Consider the following 25,623-nt stretch of genomic DNA (forward strand, 5'->3'; position numbering starts at 1 on the left):
AAATTAATTAGCAGCAATATGTCAAAATTCGTTACCGGTAAAGATTTAGAAGAGGCTATATATGAAATCATATGGAATGCGGATGAGCATCTCCTAATTGTTTCTCCATACATTAAACTTGGAGAGTACTTTAAAAAACTCTTTAATCACCATGAAAACAACCCAAAACTTCAAATCACGCTGGTGTTCGGTAAGAATGAAGGCGAAGTGAGCAAAAGTTTAAACAAGGATGATTTTGAATTCTTTAAGAAGTTTCCTAACATTTCAATTGTTTATGTACCTAACCTTCATGCCAAATATTATGCAAATGATGACAAAGGCATAATCACCTCAATCAATTTATACGATGCTTCTTTTCAAAACAATATTGAATTTGGAGTATTTAATGAATCGAAATTGATAAGTATTGCAACTTCTGCTGATCAAAGTGCTTGGAATTATTCTTGGGATTTTATTGAAAATAGTGATGTTGTTTTTGTTCGAAGGCCATACTATGACAAAAAAACGGTACTTGGTTTTGGTTATTCTAAGAATTATGTAAAGTCAATAGTTCACGTTGATGAAACCGAATATTTTTACGGCCGTTCATTTAATCGTTCTTATAAAAAAAGAAAATTAAACGAATTTGATGATGAATATTACATAGGTGCCGGAAACGAACCAATGCCAACTCGTGAGGAAGTAGTAAAGGAGACCTCTGCAAAAAAGAGATACGAGTCAAGGGATAAAAGAGAAAGTTATCCATCAAATACACAAACAACCTATCAAAGTCAAAACTACAACAAACCTGCCTATCAGCAATCTTCTGGAGGTAGTTGTATTCGTTGTGGAACAAATATCCAATACAATCCTTCAGCTCCTTACTGTAAATTATGCTACAATACATGGGCCCAATTCGGCAATCCTGAATACCAGGAAAGTCATTGCCATGGATGCGGGAAACAAGAAAGAACATCCATGTTATACCCGGAATGCAATAAATGTTACAGATCTAACAAATAAGCTCCACCTATTCTATTTTAATCCTATTAAATGAAATTTTAGCAAATCAGCTTTGTATCATAAATTTTTCCAAAATGAAAATTCTCAAATTATTTCTTACATTACTATTTTGCCTAATTAGTTTTCTTTCATATGGACAATACTTAAACTTTGACCAATTAATTTCTTTGCAAAGTAAAAGTTTAGATAATATTAATGACTATTTGAACAGTAAAGGATGGCAGTTTAGTCATTCATCAGAAAAAGATAATGATGGATATTCTACCGCTTATTGGGCATATGGTAAATCTGACTTTGATGAAGGAAAGGCCTTAGCATGGTTCGAATTGCATTACAAGGAAAGCTACGAGAATCGAATTTCTTATCAAGTATTCAACAAGAATCAATATTCAATTATAAAGTCTAGGGTGTTGGCATTAGGAATGAAACAACTAAAATCTTGGATTAATGATAATTCTATAAATGCAGTTTACGCGGGAAAAAACTATGTAGCTTATATATCTCAAAGTTCAGAAGAATATAAGTCGCTTACTACATATGTTTTTAGAATCTTTAATAAGGTTGATTTTTTTGATGATTATATTTCTAGCTCAAACTCGAATGATGAAGAATCTAGTAGTTTCCTTTATTCAACGAAAATAATGAATGCAGTAGGTGGTGTTATTTTATGGAATTCACCTGAATCGGCAACTTCAACAAAAGTTTATGATATACCCAAATCATCAATAATTCATATAATTGAAAGAGGATCAGTTTATTACAAAGTTTTGGTGGATGGGTATTATGGCTATGTTTATTCTAAATACCTAGAAGATGAATAAGAAATCCTTGGATTCTATAAATCAATAGAGGTATTTTAAATATTATCTTCTGGAATGATAAAAAAATATAATTATCAAAGCAATGGGCCGCTATAAGACGGCCCATTTACATTTATTTAATGTATTTCTCTAATTTCCTCCAATCCCAATGTACCCTTCCCCGAACTTGGGCCAATTAAAAGTAGAATTCTCCCCGCAGCGATAGCGAGGGGATTTACCGAAAAGGAATTAACTTTGAATTGGCAAAATGAAAAAGACCAGATTTACCGAAACACAGATTGTAAAAGCAATCAAAGAGCATGAAAACGGCAGAACAACTCAAGATATCTGTCGGGAATTGGGCATCAGTACCGCTGCATTTTATAAATGGAAGCAACGTTACGGAGGCTTAGAGGCCAGCGAACTGAAACGCCTGAAGGAGTTGGAGGATGAGAACAGTCGCCTTAAGCGCATGTTTGCCGAACTCAGTTTAACCCACGAGGCATTAAAAGATGCGATCGCAAAAAAGCTTTAACGCCTGACCAGAAAAAAGCAATGACGGCCCACATGATTGCTGCCCATGGCATCAGCGAGCGTCAGGCGTGTAAAACCATGCGCATTCCACGAACCACGTTTCAATATCGGCCCAGGCCCAAGAATGACGATGCAATCATTGATCAGTTAGGGCAGCTGGTAGAAAAGCATGCTGCCATTGGTTTCTGGCAAAGTTACAGTCGCATTAGGCGTAAAGGGTTTAAATGGAATCATAAACGGGTTTACAGGGTGTACACCACACTGAAATTAAACATTCGCAGGCGGGCCAAAAAGCGCTTGCCTGCAAGAATCAAGCAAGCTCTATTTCAACCAGAAACCATTAATCAGGTCTGGTCGGTGGATTTCATGAGCGATAGTTTGTGGGACGGTCGTAAGTTCAGACTGTTGAATGTCATCGATGATTACAACCGTCAGGTGCTGGCCATCGAGACCGACACTTCGTTGCCGGCAGCCAGATTAATCAGGGTGTTGGATCAATTAAAAGAAGCCAGAGGATTGCCAGCAATGATTCGAATGGACAACGGACCGGAGTTCATCTCTAAGAAACTGGACGATTGGAGTAAGGATAATAAAGTAACGCTCGTCTTCATTCAGCCGGGCAAACCCACCCAGAACGCATTCATTGAACGATGCAACGGGAGCATTCGACGGGAACTACTAAATGCCTATGTCTTTAAAACCTTGAAAGAGGTTCGAGATAAGGCAGAAGAATGGATGGCTGATTACAATTACAATCGGCCTCATCAGTCTTTAAACTTTAAAACTCCAATGGATTTATTGGAGGAATTAATGAATTGAAATTCTACTTTTGAGTGGCCCAAAAAATGGGGAAGCTTACACCAAGGCGCAACGGCATTTGGATCAATCCATAGTCCGGCCTTTTTATTCCTGGTTGTTTTCTCCAATTCATCCCAGGCAGGATTTTGATCGTATTTCGTATAATGCCAGGCTAAGCCGGCAGCCAAAATTTTCTCATTTAATATTTCTGAGTCATTAAAATAAACAATTCCAACACTCCGGCCATATCTGTCTATATCTGTAATTTTCACTTTAATGGTTTTACCAAATACCAAATTACTGGTAAATTGCTTTGCAGCCATACCAAACGGTTGTTTTTTCTCAGGACAATCAATTCCATGCAACCGTATTTTTATTTGCTGATTATCTTCAGTTAGTATGGTAATGGTATATCCATCAGCAATTGAAATAACCTTGCCTTCCACAGTTGAAATAAGGTGGCTATTTATAAAAAGAAGAAAAGTTAAAATAAGGGTCATAAATTATCACCTATAATGTCAAATTCAATAGTTATATATCCACACTAAAAGTCATGGTAAAATGTAATTTTTTAATTGATTAAAATCATTTAGAGTAAATGTCCTTTAATATAGCTTGCTGCACAAAATATAATTAGTATAATGAAGAATATCAACATATATCAAAGAGTCGTACTCATTCTAACACTAATAGGTGTTTTAATCATGTTATTCTTTTTCACTCCTTTAAACTACCATCATACCATAATTTATCGTTCATTCTTTTTTCAGGGAGACTCAATTATTCCAATGGAAATGGTAAAGATAAATAGCCTACAGCTGTTTATTCAAACCCTCATTTTTCTATTAATAATGGGCTTATTATTTTTTGTTTTTAATAAAGTTCCAGGATTAAATATTAAAGAGTCTGAGAAAAAAAAGCTTTTGAAACGTGAAATAAAATACTTTCTAATTCTATTGGTATTCCTTCTGTGTTATTTCCTTTTCCAATTATGTTCTAATTTTTATTATAACAATCAATTTGAGTCCATTCAAGCATATGCACGTTCATTGGGCAGAGAAAACAAAAGAATAAATGACTCAATAAATGAATTAAGAACTATAGAATTTAATAAAAGGATAAATGAAGAACCAAGTAAAGAATTAATAGCATTTATGAAAAAAAGATCAAGGGCTAGGAAAGAAAAGTTATCAAGAGAGTCTGAAAATGAGTACAAGGCACCACAATCTTTTTCATTTTCATTTGAGGGTGATGAACCGGTTAAATATAAACCGAATAAAGCAGAATTAACCATTAGTAAAAATGAGGCAATTATTAAATCGAAAATCCAAGATGCGAATATCATTCATGCAAAAAAGAAATTCATTTCTGATTTTAAATACGTTTTACTGATGTATTTGTCAATCCTAGTTTTTCCGGTTCGTTATCTATATTATTGCTTTAAATCCTTTTACCAATATTTATACAATTAACTACCCGTTAATTTTGTCAAATATTTGTAGATAGATTCCTATAATTTATTGATTTTATTATATTAGAAATGAGTCGCTTCCCAATCGTAACTCATAGGTAGATGTGAACCTGCTCATTAAGTTGAGCAGGTTGTTTTATTTTAAATTCCGGAGTCAATACTTCCCTACCCAGTGACATCGATCAAAGGCCAAATACAATTGACGAAAAAAAAATCGTTAGATATTTTGACGATTAAATAATCGTTATTAAATTTGACGAAGTTTTTATCGTTATAATATGAGTAACCAAGATGTATTATTAAGAAACAACACGGGAAACAAATCAAAAGCTGCAATGGTAGACGGGTTTGTAGTTCGTATAAATGAATTTGATGATATCAAAAAAACGTTGCTGAATACGTCTAAAGATGGAGAATCTTTGAATACTATCATTATAGGACAGCGAGGAGCTGGAAAAACAACCTTGATGCATCGATTGAATTACGCAATATTAGATGAAAAACCATTATCTGATAATTACATACCCATAATGTTCTCAGAGGAGCAATATAACCTTTCTGACCTAACAAACTTATGGGAAGCTATTGCTATTGGTATTGAGGATAATTTTTACAAAGAAAAGCTATCCAATTCGATAGATAACATTATCGAAACAGAAGAAAACTATGAGCAGTTATCATTTGATCTGTTACAGAATTTTTTACAATCAATAAATAAAACCGCCATTCTATTTATTGAGAATATTAACTTTTTCCTAAAGAAGCTTAATGAAAATGAGAAAAAAAAGCTTAAGTCAATTCTAACCTCTAAATCTCCCTTTATATTAATTGGCTCTTCAACTTCATATAATGATGGTAGTATTGATTTTGCCGATCCATTTTACAAGTTTTTCAATATAATTCAATTGGATGGCTTAACACAAAAGGATTGCGAAAAACTTCTCATTAATATAGGGCAACAATACGGCGAAGAAGATCAGATTAGGGAAATTATTGCCAGTTACCCTGGTAGAGTTGAAGCACTTAGAAGACTCACCGGAGGTGTACCAAGAACCATATCATATCTGTTCCAAATTTTCTTAGATAATGAAAATGGCAAGGCTATCAAAGACCTCTATCTTTTGATAGATACGTTAACATTATTGTATAAATCAGAATTGGATCAGTTATCAACTCAACAACAGAAAGTAATAGATGCAATAGCTAGAAAATGGGATGCCATTTCTGTTAAAGAGATTGCAAAGCGTACCAGGTTGGAAAGTAAAAATATATCATCAATCTTATCTTATCTAGAAAAAAATCAGTTGATTGATAAAGTTCCAACTTCAACAAAAAACCATTTGTACCTAATAAAGGAACGCTTTATGAATATTTGGTATTTAATGAGGTTCGGCAGAAAGCATGACAAGGAAAATGTGAAATGGCTAGTTCGTTTTTTTGATGCATGGTGCGATGAAAGTGAATTAACTAAAAGACTTAAAAATCATATCATAAATCTTAAAAACGGCAAATATGATGCGAATGCTGCAATCGATATGGGCAACACCTTTCTGTCTTGTGAAAATATTCCAGACAATTTGAAAGAAGAGTTGATTAGTGCTACTAATTCCGTCCTCCCAGATAGATTGCTGAAAAGATCTAAAACAACTGAAAAAGATGTTCTAGAAGATATCAAAAAAATGGTAAAGGAGGCACGTTTTGAAGAAGCTGTTCTTCGTCTTAAGGATGTTGAAAATAAAGATATTGCCTATTTCCTACTAGCAACGTCTATATTCCTAATGCAAGGGGATCATCAAAAGGCGTTGGAGGCTGCAAAGTCAGCATGGGCATTAGATGATCAAAATTCTATGATCTCGATCACTTTAGGTATAATTTATGAACTTCATCTAAATGACCCTGATACAGCTATGGGTTATTATGAAAAGTCTCTAACTCTTCCTCATCCCCATCCTTATGCAGCGAATCGACTTGGTAGCATTTATAAAGAGAAAAAAGACATTGAATCAGCCATAAAATATCATGAACTAGCTGTATCAAAAAACATTAAAAAGTCTCTCCTTTCTTTAGGCAATATCTACCTAGAAAAGGAAGATTTTGAAAAAGCAGAGAAGTACTTTAAGGATGCTGTTAATGCTAAATTAAACGGATCGAATACAGCGTTGGCTAAATTATTTACTAAAAAGAAGGATAAAAAGGCTACTGAAAACGCTCTGTTGGATGCAGTTAAAGAGAAGGAGGAGAACAGTAATATAAATCTGGGTAGATTTTATCTAGTTCAAAAAAAACCCATTTATAAAAAGGCAGAGGAGCAATTTTTATTGGCAATTGAAAAAGGAGAAATTGATGGTTATAATCAACTGGCAAGGTTGTTTATGAAACAAAAACAAACTGATAAAGCCATTGCTACATTTGAACAAGGGCTCTCCAATAATGATTCAGAGTCAGCTCATCAACTTGGCCATATCTATAATAAGCGTGCCGAGTTTAAGAAGTCAGATGAAATGTTTGCTAAGGCTTTAGAGTTAGGTGATAATTCTGTAGTTGGATGTTGGGTGGAGTGTATTTATAATTCAAAAAGAAATGATAAAATGCTATTTGCCCTAGAGTTGCTTGAAAAACATAAGCCAATTAGTAATAACATTCGCTTCAACTTGCATTATGCTAAAATACTTTTGTGGAATAATAAATTGATAGATTCTGTTAGTGTTATCAAAAAACAAATCAATTATATAAGTGAAATATACAGTGATGAAGAAGAAAATAAATTCTCTCATAAAGTACTATCAGAATTAGTTGATTTTTTTCTCTTACTCATTGCTAAAAAGGAATACGACCTTACTTTAGACCTATTCAGTGATACAAATGATTTGGATCTTAAGACAATGCTTAAGCCAATATATTATTTGCTCATGAACGAGCTTAAAGAACATTATCCAATGGAATATCTTAAAGCCGGTAAAGAGTTAACCGAAACTATTAACGATTTAAAAAAGGAGGTGGAGTATTTAAGAAATTAATTAAGCGAAAATCAATCATCTTCAGTTACACTGTAAGCATACTTTAAGAAGTGCGAAATCTGAAGTTATGCTGAGTGTTTCTGTGAAGTCCACAGTTGGAAACGGAATAAATGATATTATCATTACAACAGCACAAAAATAAATAAACAAACCATTTGTGCAAGTATAATTGTCATTTTCTTTCTTCAACTGTGGTCAATTAAGGTCCAGCGATTAATATTTCCGCTGGAAGAGGAATCCCTCATGCATTGTGGTAGGGGGTATTAAATCAAATAATAATAAAAACAAGAAAAGAAAATGGCAAAAAATGCTAGTATTAAGTATTACCCTGTGGGAAACGGAGATTCATCTTTAATATCACTGGAAGACAACACAACTATTTTGGTTGATTGTAACATAAGGAATTGTGATGACAATGAGACTTATGATGTAAAAAAGGATTTACTGCGAAGCGTGCAGTATACAAACGGAATTCCTTACGTTGATGTATTTATCTTAACTCATGGGGATCAAGATCACTGTAGAGGATTTAAAAATCATTTCTATCAGGGAGCGCCCGAAAAATATTCTGAATCTGACAAAAAAGAAGGGTTTATCCGGGTTGACACCATGTGGTTCTCCCCTATGATTGCAGAAGAACACTCAAACGAAGACGAAGATGCTTATCAGCAAGAGGCAGAACGTCGCCTTACTCTTCACCGCAAAAATGACCCAAAGAAAAACAATCCTGGGAATAGGATAAAAATTATTGGCTATGATGGAAAAGCCAACTATAAAGACCTGGATCATTTGAGAGCTAAGCCCGGAGATATTGTTACTCGTTTTAACGATAGAGATCAAGAGCTGTTTTCTATCTTTATTCATGCGCCATTTAAAGAACACCTTGAAGCACTTGGGGATGATAAAAAGAATTCCACCAGTATCGTGTTTCAAGCCAGATTCAAAAATGCATCTTATCAACAGGACTTCTCTGCTTTGGCAATGTTTGGAGGTGATTCTGACCACACCTCTTGGTGTATTATTTTAGAAAAAACCAAGAAGTACAAGAATGAGCATGCTTTGAAATGGGATCTGTTTCTCTCCCCTCACCATTGCTCTTGGTCGTTTTTTAATGACAGACCTCAAGAGGAAAATCCGACCCCTAAGAAGACTTCATTAGAGGTGTTGGACTATAAAAGGAACAATGCTAAGGTTATTGCATCTAGTAAGAAGATTTTAAATGATGATGATAACCCACCGCATTATGAGGCTAAACGTGAATACGTTAAAAAAGTAACTGAAGGAAATTTTCTTAATACAACTACTTATAATGTAATAAGTAAAATTCCACAGCCAATTGTGTTTGAGGTTACATCACAAGGTATTGTAAAACCTAAGCAGACTGAAGGCGCAGCTAAAGTTGCTGGAAGTGCAGGCTTAGGTATTGTAAACACACCTTCAAAATATGGAAATGGAAAAGTTTAGTGATAGCTTAACCATTTTCGCGAATGATGTAGAGAATCCTGTGCTTCAGGATTCTCTAAAATCATTGGAAAGGCTAATAGGTGATAAAGTAAGGATTTTAGATTGGGGCAATGGTTGTATCGCCATTCCAATTGAAATTAATGTTGACTTACCAAGCTTGGGCAATTTTGAAAATTTGGATATTAGAGAAGCCGAGCCTATTATTATTGTGTTTGATCTCATCAATTATCCTGTTTTAGCCCCAAGAGTTTATACTGATCGGATAAATTTCCCTAAGAACAACCTTGCACATTTGTATGTAGCAGTAAACAATCGCCCCCCTGCTTTTTGCTATGTGCGTGGAAATGCCGATGAATGGTATGCAAACAAAAGAATTGAGGACATAGTAATACGTATAAGCAATTGGTTAAGGGATGCAGCAACAGGTGACCTAACTGAAAATGGTGAACAATACGAGCCTTTAAGGTTAGAAGGATATTCTGGGAGTATAATTTATGACTATGATACTATTTTGAGTGTCATTACAAGTAAGGCGGCATTTGAGTTTGGAGATAAATTTTCAATTGTTTTGTTTGAACGACTTAATCTTACTGGTCGACATACCTATAAATTTGTCAAGCTCATCACACATAAAAATACACTTACTACAATCAAGGAAGTTGACGAGGAACGCAAAAAAGGAACAGAAGATGTAACAAGGAAGAAATATCATTTTGGCTATATCTTATGGAATGAAGAAGGCGACTTAAAAAGCGAATATGAAGTAAATATTCCAAGGTCATGGGAAGAGTTTAAATTGTTCTGTGAATTTTATTGCATTAATTATGAAGAATTTGAAAAGTTTATTGCAACGTGTAATGAACTAAACGAATATGTTTATTTTCCTGTTATAATTGGAATTCGTAGACCAAGCCAATTGATCGGCTATTCTTCTAATATTGAGTTTATAAACCTTCAATTTAAACTTGATTCAGGTGATGTTAAAGACGGAAAGGTGGTTAATAACATATCTGTCGATTTACTGTCTCATAATCAACCCCTGACGCCCAAATTAGCAAGTCATATTTCAGGCAGGAGGATAGACCTTGACAATAGCAATGTCGTTTTCGGATGTGGTGCAATAGGTTCTAAGATAATCATGCATCTTGCCAGGTCCGGACAAACGAATTTAACACTTATTGATCCGGATTATATTTCTCCCCATAATTTAGTTCGACACGTTTTATATGGAGATGAAGTGGGTAAAAATAAGGCAGAGGCGCTAGCAGAAAAGATAAGGATGATTTATCCCTTTGAGCAAACAAACGTTTTAAACGGCCCCTCCTTTAAAAAAGGACTAATTGATAAGAAAGAAACTTTCGAAAAATGTGATTGGGTATTAGACTTTACTGCATCTGAGGCGTTCTTTAACAAATTGGCTGCGCTAAAAAGCTTGGATGGCTGCAAGGTTGTCAGTGCATCAATTTCTGATTTCGGGAACTTGGGAATAATGTATAAAGAAGGTGAGGACAGAAATCCGAGAATTGATGATTTACAAGTGTACCTATACAGTCTGTCGGCAAGCGATGAAAATATTAAAAATTGGCTTCAAAATGAACGATTAGCGGCAAGCTCTAATAATTTAACAATTCAGGTTGGGGTTGGGTGTAATTCTGAAACGACAATTTTGTCGGATGATAAAATATCATCTCATGCATCATATTTCTCCGGGGCTTTAAAGAAAGAAATGGCTAAGTTCTCCATTAAAGGTAGAATATATCTGAACCGAATTTTGGACGAAGAAGACTATAGAATTGAAACTAAGGTGATAAGTGTTAACCCGTTCGATACCTTTAAAGCAGTTAACGATTCAAAATGGTCAATTCGTTTTAAATCGGGCATCATTGAACAACTAACAAAAGAGTTTTCTGTAGCTGGAAAAAGTGAAACAGGAGGTGTATTTGTAGGCGTTTTTAATTATAAAACAAATACAATTCATATTACAGACTCGATTAAAGCACCCATTGATAGCAAGAGTAGTTCTACCCTGTTTATTAGAGGACAAAGCGGTTTGTCGAAGAAAATTTCTGAAATAGAAAGTAGTACGGGGGGCCAAATTGGTTATATCGGCGAATGGCACACTCACCCAGATGGTCCTAATTTTCTGAGTCAACAAGATATGACAAGTGTGAAGAAGCATAAAGAGGAGTGTAGTAAGCTGCAACCTCCATTGCCTGTGTTTTTATCTATAATAACCCCAGACGGAATATTTCCACATGTGTTTTAAAAGCGTATTCAAATATGGAAAAAGAAATAAGTTTAAAAGCAAAAAATACACCTCAGTTATGGATTCTACTATCTGCAAATATTTTGATCGTTTGCGGCATATTTTTACCCATACACTTTAAAGAACTAACATATAAATTTGATATCATTCTTATTTTAAGAGGCCTAGGAGCTTCTATTGCTCCTCTGATATTGTTTCTTCTGAACGGATTATTGTCCAGCAATCAAAAAGCTGTTTTGGTTTTTTGGAAACTGAAGCACCCTTTACCCGGCTCGGAAGCTTTTTCAAAACTCAGTAAAGAAGATACAAGAGTTGATAGGAAAAGACTGAAAGACATTCATGGACCTTTACCTAAAAATCCTTCAGAGCAAAATAAGCTATGGTATAAAATTTATAAGAAAAACTCTTTGGACATTGTGATTTCAGAGAGCCATCGAGCTTTCTTATTAGCAAGAGATTTAGCCTCATTGTGTTTTCTTTTTGTTGTTTTTATTGGATTACCTATTCTCGTTATTGAAAATTGGCCCATTAATATATATTACTTTTCTTTTTTGGTAGTTCAATATATTATTGTGGTTATAGGAGCACAAAATAGAGGCCGTAGGTTTGTTACAAACGTTTTAGCAATAGAGACAAAATAATCATGATAGTTACTAAAAAGCATCTAGCATGGCTTGGTGCTTTTTAGTCCTTTATATATCTGCAGGTTATCATTCCCACGACAGGTAAATAGGCATTCCTCAATCGTCGCCAGCAATGGGTACGCCAGCCTATAAAGTAACAATTGGCATTAACACTTTATACCCTTCGGGTGCCTGACGGCAGGCTGTCATACCCATTGCTTTCGGCTCCTCATTCGTCATAGCAGCTACTTCCGTGCTGGCAGCCGCTTCATTCCTTACGCCTCGTACCTCGGCTCCATACATTCAGCCGCTACCATCCCGGTCGCTGCTCGTGTTTAGGCTCGCCTGCTAGTCGGTCAGGCTGCGGGTTGTCATACTTTTTGGATTCCCTACACGACCTGATTTGCCTGCGCAGCCAAAAAGTCCGCCAACCCTTGTGTAGTGCAGGCCGCCTAGCTTTTGTCCTCGCACAAACCTCGACTTCCAAAAGCCGCGTCCTTTCTACATAGGTCGCAAACCGCCCTCGTACCTCGGGCTACTGTTTGCTCCCACCATTCCCTCCACTCGCAAGCGGCTCGCGGCACAAGGCCAACGCACGCTCAAGGCTGTTTTACCTGCTTATAGCCGCTCACCTCCAAATCACATAAAATTTAACTTTTAGTTATTATACTTGCACTACTTAATCTATCACTTATCAAGAACCATGAAAAATCTTTTCTGGATATTTATCGTATGTGCCGTAATATTTGTAAGCTGCAAAAAAGACCAAGTACCTGAGCTTTCCCATCATAATAAACTGTATAAAGAATTTTATCACCGTGCTGCCGATCAAGTCAGAATATTTTATTACAACAGTGATAACACCTTGAAAAAATATGAATACCAATTCGATCAAGGAATATCTGAAAGGCATGAATATTTTTATAAAAATAAGCAGCTAACACAAATTGAAAATTATAGTTGGAATGGTTTAGTTAAGGATTTAATTCTCACCCAAATCTTTAAATTAAACTATATCGGAAATGGACAAATTGAAATCGAACAAATAATGGGTGACCTCGCTCATGGATCAGTACATGGAAGTAGTACAACTATGTATGGCAGGAAGCTGGTTTTGTATTTCGATGTAAACGGAAATCTTGTTTCCTGTAATGTATTTTCAGATTCTATGGAAATAATAACCAAATATAAATTTGAACACGATAGTAAGGGGAATATAATATCAGAAGAGAAAAAAGATTTTTTTAATGATCAAATTGAAACATTCTATAAAGAATACAAATATGACAACAACATAAATCCTAAATATAAGCTTGAAGATATATTTGATTTTAGTAACTACTACTCACCGAATAACTGCATCGAAGAAATCGAGAAAAACGAAGCAGGTGAAATATTAAGTACAATCAATCGGGTATTAGAAATTAATAATGATTACTTGCCCATTAATTTCACCGCCTATTCTAATTATAAATACAGTGGTAGTTCACAGATAAGGCGTGAATATGTATATTATTAAGCCTAATCTTTTTTATTTTTAGAAAATACCAATCAATAATTAAGGGTTGGTAATTTTAGAGCTAAATCTTCGAACAAACTCAAATATGAACATCATTAAATCCTTGGTAGCTTTTTATTTAGCTGTCGAAAATGGGCTTATACAAGGTCCGCATAATACAAAAAGTAGATAGCATCGTTGTTCTGCTTCAAAAAATAAAAGATACACCAAAGTTAAGGGGCTTGCACAGCCCCTTTCTTATACCCTCCAAAAGGGACGGCATAAACCCACAAAGCCTTTGCCCAATATCCATTTATTCCGTTTCCTTTTGGAGGCTAACCCGCGCCCCTAAAAAAGCGGCTTTCTCTTTTCTTTTTTTCTCGTTTTTTTCTTCTCTCTTTTAGAATTATGGAGCGAAGCGCAAAACTTTAAAACTCTAGTTATGCGCCTCAAAACCTATTCACAGAAAAACTCCAAATCAGCCTTTGAATTCTATCTTCTTTCAAAAGGCAACAACGCAGGAAAACCATTAGAAAATCCTTGCCCCAATTGCTTTACCTGTATTTGTAAAGATGACCAAGAAAAAGAACAGCTCTTTACCCTATGCTTTGGCCTTTGGCAAGGAGGATATTTTCTGCCATTTATAACCGGGTCTGTAATTCCTTTTATTCGGTTAGATGATCTATCAACAGTCATTAAAACCGCTCAAATCAAAATCAATGAAAAACCGTTGGAGTTTGAGCAAAGTGTTTCGGTTATTAAAACACTTAACCAACACAGTAAAATCATAGAAAGCCAAGTAAAGCTCAATAAAGAAGCTAAAAAGGCAATGCTATACAAACTGCTGCGCTAAGGTTACTTAATGCCTTTAACTACATTTAAGTCATTCCTAAAGAATACATATTTCATGTTTGGATTGGGCTAATGACAAAAAAGTCTCGGGTTTCTGCCCGAGACTTTGACTGAATAAATAGAATATGAGGTCAATCCCTGACAGCCGTTTGGCTTACTGCCGAGGCCACCACGCCAATTGTAGCCAGGTATCCGGCAATGGTGCCGACCACTGCAGGCAATGCGACTGGAGCGGCCAATAGTGCTCCGCCAACGGCACCAATCATTAAACCAATTGTGCGGATCTTGCGGAAGAATTTAGGAGTGGGAGACTTTACCCGGTCCACCAGGGTGATTTTTTTATCAGTGTTCATAGTTTTTAAATTGTTGATGTTCTAAAATTTCGATTCGTTTTTCCAGGTAGCTTACTTTTTGATTTAGCAGATCGTAACCGTTTTTAAATTCTGATTTGATCAGCGAGGTAGTGGTTTTCACTTCTGATAAATCACGTTCTACTTTTCTGAAATCAGTGTGCAGCTGCCGGATGAAATAAGCTACTACCGAAAGGAGCAGACTAATTAAGGACCCAAAGAAAATTCCAAGTTCTGACATAGTTAGAGGTGTTGATTGGTAACTGTTAAATGAACAGATTCAGCAGCGATGATCTTTGTTAGTACGGGATAGATGCGTTCGTAAGCCAGGCGAGATTGGTAAACTTCAAATTCGCCATTCACCAAATTATACCAAGATCCGAAAAGGGGGCAACCTGCAGTGTCATGTATGGTATTGCCAATGTGCAGGTAGACCGATTTAAAATTGGGAATCCCTGAAATTTCGATCATTCCTTTATGCATCTCTGGGTAACGTTTTCGGTAATCCAAGTTCATGCCTCCCCAGGTATTTAAAAGGAGTTTGTAAGAACCTTCCGGTATGCACGTTTTACCAGGTACTTTGTTTTTACGTATCGCATCTTCTAAAAGATAAGTCGCAAAAATTCCGTTAACATATAAATGGCTCAGGGTAGATGATTTTCCCTGAGCCATTCGTTTAAGTTCAATGTGTGCCATCCTAAAAAGTAGCAATCAGTTTTAATGCATTGCTTCCGTTCAACAAGTAATAATTGGCACCTACTTGTTGGTAGAATTCTACTCCAATGGCAGCCATTACAGTTGCATCAGTTGAAACAGTTGCCAAGTTTGATAAAGCAGCGCTTAAGTTCAAAGCTGGTACCGTTTGTTTCAGATCCTGGAAACCAGAGATTGCTACAGCCGAAGCTTCGTTTTCAGCTGCAGCTAATGGCTCATAAGTTTTCGTTGCTTCATTATAAGCATAATCAGAAACCACTCCCAATGCCAGGACTACTTTAAAATGGGTAGCCCCAAGTGGTGCTCTTACCTTGCTGAAGGGATCAAATGCCTCCACCTGTAAATCGGCACTCAAACGATTAACTGCAGGTGTAACAGCAAAAGGAACATTGAACACGGTATCAAAATTGATCTTTCGATTAAATTGAATACCCAATAAATACTGAGGTTGCTGCGAAATAAGAATTGCTCGGTAACCACGAGCTTCCGATTGATCCTCCAGGTTGATTTTTTTCATAACTGCAGTAACCCGGCCGGTTAGCTGTGAATCAGACATGGAATTGAGTAAAGCAGAGAATGCTGTTCGCAACGACTTACCGGCCTTGGCAGAACCGCCAAACTCATTCATGTTTTCACGGGTACGACTGAACTCGCTTGCCGTTTTTACCTGCTGACTGGTTGGACCGCCAACCATTCCGGCAAAGTAGCCTTTTTGACCTTTGATTTTGAAGTGGCGGATATCGCCCAGGGTGCCCACATACTTTAAGGAGCCTTTTTGTCTTGCCATAGTTTTTAGCTTTTTAAATGATAAATATTTTAGCTAAATCTATTGGTAATCAGAGATTTATTAAATATTATTGCAGTGCAGAAGAGTGCAAGTGCATCGAATAGGAGTGAAGAGATTGTTCTTTAAAAAATGATGGAGAAAGTTAAACACAGGTTTTCAAAAATGTTTTACCTATGTTTTACCAATATTTTAAAATCGCTTTAAATAGCTTAAAATCAGCTATTTATACATAGTAAAATGGACCCCGAGGGTCCACCGGAAATTAAGAAAGCGCTGTTTATGATAAATAAACAGCGCTTTCTTTGTTGCCTGTACGAAATGCTTCGATATGCGCTATATCTTTTTGAATACTCCTTATTTGTTAAGTATTTACTTAATATCTATATAGTTGACCTATTCAGAGTGTTAAGTTGTTTAAATATGATTTTCATCAATTTATTTAAAGTTCAATTCTTACACCTTTGACTTGTTGCGTTTATTTACTATATGAGGAATAAACGATCATTAGCGAGTCGTTATGGGCAAGCGGGCGACTAATCAGCTGGAAATCAAGTCTTAATAAGTAATTCCGATAATGTATTGAAGTGATGAGCAAAAATCTTCAAAGTAGCACATCTGAATTTATAGAAAAATCAATAAAAATACATGGGAATAAATTTGATTATTCCAGAGTGGAATATATTGGTAGCCACTCAAAAGTTTGTATAATATGCCCAGAACATGGAGAGTTTTATCAGCCACCTACAAATCACTTATCTGGAAATGGATGCCTAAAATGTGCGTGGAAATATAAGCGTGGAAAGTATAGAGTAACTACTATAGAAACATTCCTTACCCAAGCTAAGGAAATACATGGGGATAAATATGATTATTCTAAAGTAGAATGGAAAAATAATAGCACTAAAATTACGATTATATGCCCTATTCACGGGGAGTTTACACAAAAACCCGATAATCACATTAGGCTAAAATGTGGGTGTCGAAAATGTGGAAGAGAAATAGCTAAATCTAAAGTAAATAAGTATAGTACTGTTTATTTTCTGAAAAATGCTAAAAAGGTTCATGGAAGTAAGTATGACTATTCGAAGAGTCAGTGTTTTAATGCTACTGACAAGGTTGAGATTAATTGTCCTGTTCATGGATTATTTAAACAAACCGCAAACCAACATTTACAAGGTCATGGCTGCCCTAAATGTAATTTTGACCAAATGGCGAAAGACAGAGCAATGGGTAAAGAACTTTTTATTAATAAAGCAAAAGAGTTTTTTGATGAGAAGTATGATTACTCAAAAGTTGAATATATCAATGGACAGAAGAATGTTTGTATTATCTGTCGAATACATGGTGAGTTTGAGGTTAGTCCTAATAATCATTTATCTAAAAAAAGTGGCTGCCCTATTTGTAATGAATCTAAAATGGAGAGTGAATTTGCATCTGTTTTGGATAAACAAAATGTAAAATATGAAAGACAAAAGAGGTTTAAATGGTTAGGAAGACAATCATTGGATCTTTATCTTCCAGATCACAATATAGCAATTGAATGCCAAGGGATTCAACATTTTAAATCAGTTGATTTTGCAGGAAAAGGTGAAAAATGGGCAAATCAATCATTTAAAGAGAATAAAAAAAGAGATGAGATAAAACTCAAAAAATGTTTAACTAATAATATAAAAATGATTTATGTAATAGATAATGAAGAATATCTTGATAATAAATATCATTTTGATATTGTAGAACCCTTTTCAGGTAATGTGAGTTATGAAGTTATACATATAAATCATTTTGAGAATCACATAAACCATTTGGTTGCTATATCTCATTTTTTTGGGGCTATAAATAATGAAGAACAAGAGAATTTGATAATGTTTATCTAATGTTTGAAAACATAATTCCAAAACAGTGAGATAAGAAACATTATATTAAATTAAAGTCCAATTTGGAGTTAGAAATAAAAAAATAAAGGGAGGTTTGCCTCCCTTCTTTATTTAGTTAATTTTATTTAACCTTTTGAATTTAAATTTTTTAAAATGCCTCATTCACTGGCTTCTGAGTTTTAGTTGATTTAAGGTTCGAGATCTGCTGTTTTGATGGTGCAACGATTTACAAAAAAACCGAACTACATTACTGTAAACTGTATCTCTAATTTTTATTTTAGTCAATTATTGAATAGTTCATTTAGTCTTTAAATAATTATAGATATCCAAGTTTTCGATGATTAATGTCACCTGTGCTATAATTGAAAAAGATGATCATGTCCTGGTAACTCAACGAAGTGAATTAATGTCTCTGCCTTTAAAATGGGAATTTCCTGGCGGGAAGATTAATGAAACAGAAACAGAGGAGGACTGTATTCTTAGAGAGATTTACGAAGAGCTAAATATTAATGTTAAAGTTGTAAGCAAACTGACACCTAATATTTACCAATACCCCAATAAGAAAATAAAATTGATACCATTTGTTTGTCATTTTTTAGAAGGGCAAATTATTCTACTGGAACACAAGGAGTATAAATGGTTGAAACCACATCAATTAAAACAGTTGGATTGGGCAGAAGCTGATTTGCCAATTCTTGAGGAATATTTGATCTTAAAAAATGCTTGAATTAGGAATTTACGAACAGTTAATAAATAAGATTCTTTGGAAAAAAATTGAATCATTAAGTCGTGATGAATTCTATATCAGTGAAACTAAAATAGACAAAGAAGAAGCCGCTCGTTATTTGAGTGTTTATTTGTCAGAAAGTATTCGTTTTGCTTTAAACTCTTATACTGGTGATGATAAGGTTGAGAAGCAGGTTGAATTATGTAATAAGGTTATTCAGTTACTACGAACAGAACTAAATAACATTGATTTTGAAAATGATTTACTTCATACTGAAGGTAAAGTTTTACAAGCTGTATTCTCCAAAGTTGATGCTTCCTTTTCTGATTTTGAATTGTTTTTAAAGCAGATTACGCCTTATTCTCGCCTTTCTCAAAGTGAATTGTTTACAGGAAGTAATGTTGGTCTTTCTCTTGAAAGTGAGATAAAAAAGGAAATACTTTCGGCCGACGAAATACGCTGGCTAGTATCTTTTATTAAATTTTCAGGAATTCGGATTTTTGAGAAGGAGCTGAGGTCGTTCACCGAAAGTGGAAAGAAGCTACGAATAATTACAACTTCTTATATGGGTGCAACTGATGTGAAAGCGATTGAGTTTTTATCGTCCTTGCCTAATACTGAGATAAAAGTATCATATAATTCCGAGCATGAACGTCTCCACGCAAAAGCTTATTTGTTTCTCCGAAATACAGGCTTTAATACGGGGTATATAGGTTCTTCTAATATCTCAAGATCAGCTCTAACAAACGGACTTGAATGGAATTTAAAAGTCACTTCTAAAGAGATCAGCCACATCATCGATAAATTCAAAAGAACATTCGATACTTATTGGTTAGACAATGATTTTGAATATTATCGTAATGGTGAAGATGTAAAAAAGCTTGATAATGCATTAAAAGCTCAAAAATCCCAAGACCGTAAAACTATACTTTCCTTTTTTGACTTAAAGCCTTTCCCTTATCAAGAAGAAATATTAGAAAAACTTAAGGCTGAAAGATTAACCCATAATCATTTTAGAAATTTAGTTGTTGCAGCAACAGGAACAGGCAAAACCATCATTTCTGCTTTTGATTACAAGAGGTTTAAAGACGAAAATTCAAGTGCTAAATTACTATTTGTAACTCATCGGAAAGAGATTTTAGAGCAAGCTCAGCAAGCATTTCAACATATTTTAAAGGACAATAACTTTGGTGAACTATGGGTTGCAGGGCTTGCTCCTACAAATTATGATTTTGTTTTTGCTTCTGTTCAAACTTTAAACAATCAATTAAAGAGTTTAAGTCTTTCAGAAGACTATTATGATTTTATTATCATTGATGAAGTACATCATATTGCTGCAAATAGTTATAGACCGTTATTGGAGAAGTTTAAACCAAAGGTTCTATTAGGTTTAACAGCCACTCCTGAGCGCATGGATGGAGAGGATATATTAAGGGATTTTTGTAATACAATTGCCGCTGAAATAAGACTGCCCGAAGCGCTAAATCGAAAACTACTATGTCCATTTCAATATTTTGGATTGCCAGACAGTGTTGATTTGTCAAAGGTTAGTTGGAGAAACGGGAAATATGATGTATCTGAATTAACCCATTTATATACGGAGTCTGACAGAAGAGTAGCAGAGGTCATAAAGAATCTTGATAAATACCTTACAGACATTCATAATCCAAAGGCTTTAGGTTTTTGCATAAGTCAAGAACATGCAAAATATATGGCTGAAAAGTTTGTTTTAGCGGGCTTTAAAGCGGATTATTTGACCAGTGATAATTCGGATGATAGAGATATAATTAGAGAGAAATTTAAATCGAGTACAATCAATTACTTATTTGTTGTCGACATATTCAATGAAGGTGTTGATATACCCGAGATCGACACGGTATTGTTTCTTCGACCAACAGAAAGTCTGACCATCTTTTTACAGCAATTGGGTAGGGGGTTAAGGTTATCCAAAGACAAAGAGTGTTTAACTGTTTTGGATTTTGTTGGAAACGCTCGAGCGGAATATGATTTTGAACATAAGTTTAGAGCATTGATCGGAAAAACACATACATCTATCCAAAAAGAAATCGAAAGTGATTTTCCGCATCTGCCTTTAGGATGCTCAATAGTATTGGAGAAAAAAGCGAAGGAATATATTTTAGCCAATATTAAACAAGCAATTGGGTTCAATCGAACTCAGTTAATTGCTAAGATTAGAAATTTCAAACATCAATCAACTCTACCTTTAACCCTAAATAACTTTCTTAACTTTTATCATCTTGATCTACCATTAATCTACCGGAAAGATAGCTGGAAACGCTTATGTGCTGATGCTGGAATAATCAATGATTTTAATGAACCAAATGAGAAAGAGTTATTCAGAACAATAAGTAAGAAGCTTTTACAATGCAATTCAACTTCATATCTCAACTTTGTTTTACGCGTAATTGAATCAAGCATTGATTTCGATTTATTAAGTGAAGAGGAGAAAAAGATGGCATTGATGCTTCATTATGATATATGGCAAGAGTCGGGTCCAAAAATGGGGTTCAAAGATTTAAAAGAAAGTTTATCGACACTAATGTTAAGCTCGATTTTAATTGAAGAACTTAAAGAATTCATTCAGCTTCAACTATCAAAGGTTGATTTTATTGAAAAAGAAATAGAGTTGGATTTTGTTCAGCCACTTAAAGTTCATAGTAGATATAACAGAGATCAAATTCTTTCTGCTTTTGGTTTACATACTTTTCAGAAACAAGCCTCAAACAGAGAAGGAGTTGCCTTTATCAGTGATATAAATACAGAGATCTTATTTGTTACCCTAAAGAAATCGGAGAAAGATTATTCTCCAACTACTTTGTATGATGACTACGCTATTACAGATACACTCTTTCATTGGCAATCACAAAACTCTACAAGCCCTAATTCTCCAAAAGGACAATCTTACATATATCACAAAGAGTTAAAAAAGAATGTATTACTTTTTGTGAGAGAGCAGAATGACGATGAATATGGTTTTACAATGTCATATGTATTCTTAGGTAAGGTTGATTTTCTGAATTATCAGGGGGCTAAACCAATGAGCATAGAGTGGAAGTTAGAAGAGCCGATGCCTGCATATTTATGGAAGGATTCAGCTAAGATGGCTGTAGGATAGCATTTAAGTATAAAAAAGAGAGATTTTGACATCGGAGAAGAATGAGTCATTTAATGGATATGTACAAAGTGTTGGATGAATTATTCTTTTTTAACAATGACTCTGTTCATTTTGAAAACTATCTTAGAAACCAAAAGAAATAAGCTTTATGGTCTTACCACACTCTAATGAGTTACCCATTAACTATCTTTCAGCTTGCTTTAATAATACATCTGCAACTTATAAGTATTATTGGTTCCTTTCAATTCTGCAAGAAGTCGAAAATGGAAACTTGATGATCTCAAAACGGAGCCTTTTTTCAAGGATGATTTCAAATGCTTGGTTCACAGTAAACTATTTTCATATTTCCTTTGGGAAACAAGATTTAATTCAGGAGGCAATCCGTTTGATTAATAAAGTTGAGGAAATCACAATTGATGAAAATAAAGACGTGATTGTTAAAATACTTAGAGAAACAGAAAGTCCAGAAACTGTACGGCAACTTAAACACTTTGATAAAAATGTTCCTCATTGGTTTTTAAGCCCTTGGTTTCCCAAAAAAATTAACGAAACAGATAATGGAAGGGAAAAAAGAATTTATAATCAATCAAAAGTATTTTCGGGTAACTGTTTATATGCATTGTATGAAGATAGGATTGAAATTAATCCTGAATGGAAAAATTATTTAACGGTCAATTCTCGAATATTGAAAGATTTTTGTTTGTGGAATCTCACTATGTTTTTACAGGTCAAAAATCCAAATATTCCAGACATTGCAAATAAATTAATAAAACCAGCAATTAGAAGTAGTTTAACAAAGCAAAGAACTAAATATTGGGATTTAGTTTTGAGAGAACTGGGACAAGTTAAATGTATTTATACCGGTAAACTTCTAACAATTGGTAATTATGCTGTTGAGCATTTCATTCCCTATGGTTTTGTTTCACATGATTTGATTTGGAATTTGATTCCTGCTGATAAATCATTTAATTGTTCAAAAAGTGATAAGCTGCCACAATTTGAAAAATACTACGATCCTTTTTTTGACTTGCAAAAAACTGCAGTTGAAATAATAAGTGAAAAATCTCCGAATAATAAATTGCTGGAAGAATACTTGACAATTTTTCCAAGTCTTGAAAGTATCTCAAAGGAAAAGTTTAAAGAAATAATTCAACCTTTGATTACTATAGCCTCCAATAACGGTTTTGAATTTTTGCAGCTTTAAATGTTTGTTATAGCCTGCCCTCGCAACTTCACACAATTGTCCTCTCCTTATTGTCAAAATTCTTTAGGTAAATTACTTTTAGAAGAGGATTGATGTCTTATTAATTGCTAAATTCAAAAGAAGCAATTTCTTGTAACTTCTTTATCAGAATAATTATGCTATGGAATAAAAAGACAAAATATTTCGAACTACCTTTTGAAAAAGAAATTGAATTAGAGGATGTGGTTAGCGAAATAAAAGAAGCCTTATTCGGCAATTCAAGAATATATTTAAATGATAAGAAGCGAATTGGAGCGAAAGGAAACACAAATAATCTTCCTGATGGTTACTTAATAGACCTGACAAACAGCAATGATCCTAAGGTTTTTGTAGTTGAAAATGATTTAGCCAGCCACCATCATCTTAAACATATTGCAGTGCAAATACTTGAGTTCTCTTTATCATTTGAGTCATCAAAAGTTAAAGTCAAGAATATCATTAAGGATATGCTGCAAAAAAGACCAATTGATTGGCAGTTATGTGAGGATTTCGCGAAAAAGAATGGATACGAAAACGTGGATTATTTGTTGGAATCCATTATTCATAAAAAAGACTCTTTTAATGCATTATTAATAATTGACAAATTGGAAGAGGAGTTGGAAACAGTTCTCATAAGTCGATTTAAGTTTCCAGTCGAGATAATTACTGTAAAACGTCATAAAAGCACTCATGATGAAATATTATATGAGTTTGAACCATTTCTGAATGAGGTTATTGAAGACACTGAAAAAATAGACATTTCAGAAATTGATACAATTGTAGTTCCCGCTAGAGAAGATGGATTTACTGAGGTTTTTTTAGGGCAAAACTCCTGGTATTCGATACGTTTAAATGCATCTATGATTCCTAAGATTAAATACATAGCTGCATATCAAGTTGCACCGGTTTCAGCAATTACACATATAGCTGAAATTAAAAACATTGAACAATATGAAGACTCAAACAAATACATTCTTTATTTTACCGACCCTGCTCAAGAAATAAAAAAAATACCATTAGGAAAAATAAAAAATAAGGCACCACAAAGCCCTAGGTATTCTTCAAAAGAGAAAATTCTTTCAGCTAGCACATTGGACAGTGTATTTTAATTCTCCAGTGATATTCATAACAGAATCCAAGCATAATTGTAGAAATTCGTCATTTAATTTAATTGTAACTCAATTTTAGCAAGGTGCTCTTTAATTGTAGAGCGAATAGAAAGTCCCAAAATACCATTCATGCCTTTGTATTTTAATTATTAATCTGCTTTTCAAAAGCTTCTCCTTTTCACACACACTCTCTTTCCAGTCTCGAACGATACCGGGATGACCCTCCAAAATCATCCATATCCCAAAGCAAAGGAGCAATGACATACATCTTCATTGCTTCTATTAACAGAAAACGCCATCTTCTTCCAAAGACAGCGTTTAAATCGAAACATTTTCCAGTGGTTGGTAATGCATCTATTCTGACGAAACTCCGATCATTTTCAATGCATTAAATGAAAAATTGTTCAACGGGTAATATTGCCCATTTACTTCCTGAAAAAACTCAATACCAAGAATTTGCACTAAAGGAAAATCATTGATAGCTGTTAAAGTAACAGTAAGGGTTTGAGCAGCAGCAATAGAGTTGGTCAAGGGTAAAAAGGCACTGCGGGTACTTTGTACTTCAGAACTCAGGTTGTCGAAATTCGGTGCCATACCAGCCATCACCAGTTGGAAATGGGTAGCACCGGAGGGAGAAACCAGATCTGAGATCGGGTTAAATTCCGGGATTTGTACGGTTAGTATACCCGTTGTGCGATCGATCGAAGTGCCGTAAGCCACATAAATACTGGTACCCAACGGGCAATCTTCGTTAAATTCAAAACCTTGAAGAAAACCCAACTCCCCATTTTGTATGGTACGTTGTCCGCGCGCATTAATGTTGTCGGTTTTAATGATGCCCAGCAACAGTGTCACCAGTCGGGTATGCAAGTTTCTGGTATTGTAAGGTTGCAATAATGGACCTAAGCTTTGTCGGATCAATTTTGAAGCCTTTCCAGCTCGCCCGAATTCACTATTATTCTCACGGGTACGTGCATAAGAAGGATCACGTGCTATTCGATTACCAGAAACCCCACCCTTACGGCGCGCAAAATAAGTCCCATTGCGCTTATAGAAAGAAATATCCTCGATAGTTCCTTCTAGTTTAATCAGTCCATGTTGTTTTGTCATTTTAGATTTTTTTAAGTTTTATTTGTTTTCAGCCTCAGCATTTTGCCCGAGCTTATTCAAATATGGCTCACCAATAATCAATTATCAATCAGTCCGTTCGCATTGCACCAAAATGGTTCATTTAGCATGTTAAGGGTTTGTATAAGTGTCTCGTCCTATTATAACTATACATCAAAAAAAGATGTATGGAAAAAAAGTTAGAACAAGACCAGTATTTAATTAGATTGCACAAGAAGAGTCGTTACGACAAGCGGCTGATTGCAAAAATC

Annotated in this window: 22 protein-coding genes; 15 read left to right on the top strand and 7 right to left on the bottom strand. The window is 34.7% G+C overall.

Going from position 1 to position 25,623, the window contains the following annotated elements:
- The first annotated feature begins 18 nt into the window (after nucleotides 1-18).
- The 3 genes from C3K47_RS18905 (at nucleotide 19) to C3K47_RS18915 (ending at nucleotide 3,155) form a co-directional block, all read left to right on the top strand.
- Complete coding sequence (locus tag C3K47_RS18905; protein ID WP_103790729.1) at nucleotides 19-1,002, top strand: phospholipase D family protein; 984 nt, start codon at nucleotides 19-21, stop codon at nucleotides 1,000-1,002.
- A 74-nt stretch (nucleotides 1,003-1,076) separates the two neighbouring features.
- Nucleotides 1,077-1,823: a hypothetical protein gene (locus C3K47_RS18910; protein WP_103790730.1), complete on the top strand. Its 747-nt coding sequence runs from the start codon at nucleotides 1,077-1,079 to the stop codon at nucleotides 1,821-1,823.
- A gap of 247 nt (nucleotides 1,824-2,070) precedes the next feature.
- Nucleotides 2,071-3,155, top strand: a protein-coding gene (locus tag C3K47_RS18915; protein ID WP_243392582.1) for an IS3 family transposase whose coding sequence is annotated in 2 segments (ribosomal slippage) — nucleotides 2,071-2,323 and nucleotides 2,323-3,155 — 1,086 coding nt in all. Because the reading frame shifts where the segments join, the coding sequence is not laid out codon by codon here.
- Here C3K47_RS18915 and C3K47_RS18920 read toward each other — a convergent pair.
- Entirely contained in the window at nucleotides 3,101-3,634 is a 534-nt protein-coding gene (locus C3K47_RS18920; RefSeq protein WP_103790731.1) for a thermonuclease family protein, read from the bottom strand. The two genes, C3K47_RS18915 and C3K47_RS18920, sit on opposite strands and share 55 nt — an antisense overlap.
- 141 nt (nucleotides 3,635-3,775) lie before the next feature.
- Here C3K47_RS18920 and C3K47_RS18925 point away from each other — a divergent pair, with 141 nt between their 5' ends.
- From C3K47_RS18925 to C3K47_RS18945, 5 genes are all read left to right on the top strand, one after another.
- Nucleotides 3,776-4,606 (top strand): hypothetical protein, encoded by an 831-nt coding sequence (locus C3K47_RS18925; protein ID WP_133159420.1) that lies wholly within the window; start codon nucleotides 3,776-3,778, stop codon nucleotides 4,604-4,606.
- Nucleotides 4,607-4,883: 277 nt separating this feature from the next.
- A complete protein-coding gene (locus C3K47_RS18930) occupies nucleotides 4,884-7,622 on the top strand; it encodes a tetratricopeptide repeat protein (protein WP_103790733.1) in 2,739 nt (912 codons plus the stop codon).
- A gap of 297 nt (nucleotides 7,623-7,919) precedes the next feature.
- Nucleotides 7,920-9,086: a ComEC/Rec2 family competence protein gene (locus C3K47_RS18935; RefSeq protein WP_103790734.1), complete on the top strand. Its 1,167-nt coding sequence runs from the start codon at nucleotides 7,920-7,922 to the stop codon at nucleotides 9,084-9,086.
- Nucleotides 9,073-11,352, top strand: coding sequence for a ThiF family adenylyltransferase (locus tag C3K47_RS18940; protein WP_165784741.1), 2,280 nt, complete (start codon nucleotides 9,073-9,075; stop codon nucleotides 11,350-11,352). The genes C3K47_RS18935 and C3K47_RS18940 overlap by 14 nt, the downstream gene beginning before the upstream one ends.
- A 14-nt stretch (nucleotides 11,353-11,366) precedes the next feature.
- A complete protein-coding gene (locus C3K47_RS18945; protein WP_103790736.1) occupies nucleotides 11,367-11,993 on the top strand; it encodes a hypothetical protein in 627 nt (208 codons plus the stop codon).
- A 129-nt stretch (nucleotides 11,994-12,122) separates the two neighbouring features.
- Here C3K47_RS18945 and C3K47_RS19630 read toward each other — a convergent pair whose 3' ends face one another.
- On the bottom strand, nucleotides 12,123-12,278 hold the full coding sequence (locus tag C3K47_RS19630; RefSeq protein WP_165784742.1) for a hypothetical protein: 156 nt from the start codon (nucleotides 12,276-12,278) through the stop codon (nucleotides 12,123-12,125).
- Between the two features lie 400 nt (nucleotides 12,279-12,678).
- Between C3K47_RS19630 and C3K47_RS18950 the strand changes: the two genes are divergently transcribed.
- Together C3K47_RS18950 and C3K47_RS18955 are read left to right on the top strand one after the other, a co-directional pair.
- Complete coding sequence (locus C3K47_RS18950; RefSeq protein ID WP_103790737.1) at nucleotides 12,679-13,494, top strand: hypothetical protein; 816 nt, start codon at nucleotides 12,679-12,681, stop codon at nucleotides 13,492-13,494.
- Nucleotides 13,495-13,915: 421 nt separating this feature from the next.
- A complete protein-coding gene (locus C3K47_RS18955) occupies nucleotides 13,916-14,326 on the top strand; it encodes a DUF6943 family protein (RefSeq protein ID WP_103790738.1) in 411 nt (136 codons plus the stop codon).
- A gap of 130 nt (nucleotides 14,327-14,456) precedes the next feature.
- Here C3K47_RS18955 and C3K47_RS18960 read toward each other — a convergent pair whose 3' ends face one another.
- Genes C3K47_RS18960 through C3K47_RS18975 form a run of 4 tightly spaced genes read right to left on the bottom strand, consistent with a single transcriptional unit; the run spans nucleotide 14,457 to nucleotide 16,176 of the window.
- A complete protein-coding gene (locus C3K47_RS18960; RefSeq protein WP_243392583.1) occupies nucleotides 14,457-14,651 on the bottom strand; it encodes a hypothetical protein in 195 nt (64 codons plus the stop codon).
- Nucleotides 14,652-14,667: 16 nt separating this feature from the next.
- Entirely contained in the window at nucleotides 14,668-14,916 is a 249-nt protein-coding gene (locus C3K47_RS18965) for a hypothetical protein (protein WP_103790071.1), read from the bottom strand.
- A gap of 2 nt (nucleotides 14,917-14,918) precedes the next feature.
- Nucleotides 14,919-15,371 (bottom strand): DUF5675 family protein, encoded by a 453-nt coding sequence (locus C3K47_RS18970; RefSeq protein ID WP_103790740.1) that lies wholly within the window; start codon nucleotides 15,369-15,371, stop codon nucleotides 14,919-14,921.
- A 1-nt stretch (nucleotide 15,372) separates the two neighbouring features.
- Nucleotides 15,373-16,176 (bottom strand): hypothetical protein, encoded by an 804-nt coding sequence (locus tag C3K47_RS18975; RefSeq protein WP_103790741.1) that lies wholly within the window; start codon nucleotides 16,174-16,176, stop codon nucleotides 15,373-15,375.
- 587 nt (nucleotides 16,177-16,763) lie between these two features.
- Here C3K47_RS18975 and C3K47_RS18980 point away from each other — a divergent pair.
- The 5 genes from C3K47_RS18980 (at nucleotide 16,764) to C3K47_RS19695 (ending at nucleotide 24,244) form a co-directional block, all read left to right on the top strand.
- Nucleotides 16,764-18,050, top strand: a complete 1,287-nt coding sequence (locus C3K47_RS18980) for a PDDEXK family nuclease (RefSeq protein WP_103790742.1) — start codon at nucleotides 16,764-16,766, stop codon at nucleotides 18,048-18,050.
- Between the two features lie 337 nt (nucleotides 18,051-18,387).
- Nucleotides 18,388-18,777, top strand: coding sequence for a (deoxy)nucleoside triphosphate pyrophosphohydrolase (locus C3K47_RS18985; RefSeq protein WP_103790743.1), 390 nt, complete (start codon nucleotides 18,388-18,390; stop codon nucleotides 18,775-18,777).
- On the top strand, nucleotides 18,770-21,913 hold the full coding sequence (locus C3K47_RS18990) for a DUF3427 domain-containing protein (protein WP_103790744.1): 3,144 nt from the start codon (nucleotides 18,770-18,772) through the stop codon (nucleotides 21,911-21,913). The genes C3K47_RS18985 and C3K47_RS18990 overlap by 8 nt, the downstream gene beginning before the upstream one ends.
- Before the next feature lie 148 nt (nucleotides 21,914-22,061).
- Nucleotides 22,062-23,117, top strand: coding sequence for an HNH endonuclease domain-containing protein (locus tag C3K47_RS18995; protein ID WP_103790745.1), 1,056 nt, complete (start codon nucleotides 22,062-22,064; stop codon nucleotides 23,115-23,117).
- 155 nt (nucleotides 23,118-23,272) lie between these two features.
- Nucleotides 23,273-24,244 carry a hypothetical protein gene (locus C3K47_RS19695; RefSeq protein WP_207765331.1) on the top strand — a complete coding sequence of 324 codons (972 nt, stop codon included), beginning with the start codon at nucleotides 23,273-23,275 and terminating at the stop codon, nucleotides 24,242-24,244.
- A 354-nt stretch (nucleotides 24,245-24,598) separates the two neighbouring features.
- On the opposite strand, the gene C3K47_RS19005 is transcribed toward C3K47_RS19695, so the two are convergent.
- Nucleotides 24,599-25,354, bottom strand: a complete 756-nt coding sequence (locus C3K47_RS19005; RefSeq protein WP_103790746.1) for a hypothetical protein — start codon at nucleotides 25,352-25,354, stop codon at nucleotides 24,599-24,601.
- Nucleotides 25,355-25,623 lie beyond the last annotated feature (269 nt).

It is taken from the genome of Solitalea longa, from assembly GCF_002920915.1.
GTDB classification, from domain to species: Bacteria; Bacteroidota; Bacteroidia; order Sphingobacteriales; family Sphingobacteriaceae; genus Solitalea; species Solitalea longa.

Excerpts from the sequence above, each read along its gene's own strand:
- C3K47_RS18905 (WP_103790729.1), top strand. The coding sequence starts at position 19 with ATGTCAAAATTCGTTACCGGTAAAGATTTAGAAGAGGCTATATATGAA.
- C3K47_RS18990 (WP_103790744.1), top strand. The coding sequence starts at position 18,770 with ATGCTTGAATTAGGAATTTACGAACAGTTAATAAATAAGATTCTTTGG.
- C3K47_RS18920 (WP_103790731.1), bottom strand. The coding sequence starts at position 3,634 with ATGACCCTTATTTTAACTTTTCTTCTTTTTATAAATAGCCACCTTATT.
- C3K47_RS18910 (WP_103790730.1), top strand. The coding sequence starts at position 1,077 with ATGAAAATTCTCAAATTATTTCTTACATTACTATTTTGCCTAATTAGT.
- C3K47_RS18945 (WP_103790736.1), top strand. The coding sequence starts at position 11,367 with ATGGAAAAAGAAATAAGTTTAAAAGCAAAAAATACACCTCAGTTATGG.
- C3K47_RS18975 (WP_103790741.1), bottom strand. The coding sequence starts at position 16,176 with ATGGCAAGACAAAAAGGCTCCTTAAAGTATGTGGGCACCCTGGGCGAT.
- C3K47_RS18935 (WP_103790734.1), top strand. The coding sequence starts at position 7,920 with ATGGCAAAAAATGCTAGTATTAAGTATTACCCTGTGGGAAACGGAGAT.
- C3K47_RS18930 (WP_103790733.1), top strand. The coding sequence starts at position 4,884 with ATGAGTAACCAAGATGTATTATTAAGAAACAACACGGGAAACAAATCA.
- C3K47_RS19005 (WP_103790746.1), bottom strand. The coding sequence starts at position 25,354 with ATGACAAAACAACATGGACTGATTAAACTAGAAGGAACTATCGAGGAT.
- C3K47_RS18965 (WP_103790071.1), bottom strand. The coding sequence starts at position 14,916 with ATGTCAGAACTTGGAATTTTCTTTGGGTCCTTAATTAGTCTGCTCCTT.
- C3K47_RS19630 (WP_165784742.1), bottom strand. The coding sequence starts at position 12,278 with ATGTATGGAGCCGAGGTACGAGGCGTAAGGAATGAAGCGGCTGCCAGC.
- C3K47_RS18940 (WP_165784741.1), top strand. The coding sequence starts at position 9,073 with ATGGAAAAGTTTAGTGATAGCTTAACCATTTTCGCGAATGATGTAGAG.
- C3K47_RS18925 (WP_133159420.1), top strand. The coding sequence starts at position 3,776 with ATGAAGAATATCAACATATATCAAAGAGTCGTACTCATTCTAACACTA.
- C3K47_RS18950 (WP_103790737.1), top strand. The coding sequence starts at position 12,679 with ATGAAAAATCTTTTCTGGATATTTATCGTATGTGCCGTAATATTTGTA.
- C3K47_RS18980 (WP_103790742.1), top strand. The coding sequence starts at position 16,764 with ATGAGCAAAAATCTTCAAAGTAGCACATCTGAATTTATAGAAAAATCA.
- C3K47_RS18955 (WP_103790738.1), top strand. The coding sequence starts at position 13,916 with ATGCGCCTCAAAACCTATTCACAGAAAAACTCCAAATCAGCCTTTGAA.
- C3K47_RS19695 (WP_207765331.1), top strand. The coding sequence starts at position 23,273 with ATGCTATGGAATAAAAAGACAAAATATTTCGAACTACCTTTTGAAAAA.
- C3K47_RS18995 (WP_103790745.1), top strand. The coding sequence starts at position 22,062 with ATGGTCTTACCACACTCTAATGAGTTACCCATTAACTATCTTTCAGCT.
- C3K47_RS18970 (WP_103790740.1), bottom strand. The coding sequence starts at position 15,371 with ATGGCACACATTGAACTTAAACGAATGGCTCAGGGAAAATCATCTACC.
- C3K47_RS18985 (WP_103790743.1), top strand. The coding sequence starts at position 18,388 with ATGATTAATGTCACCTGTGCTATAATTGAAAAAGATGATCATGTCCTG.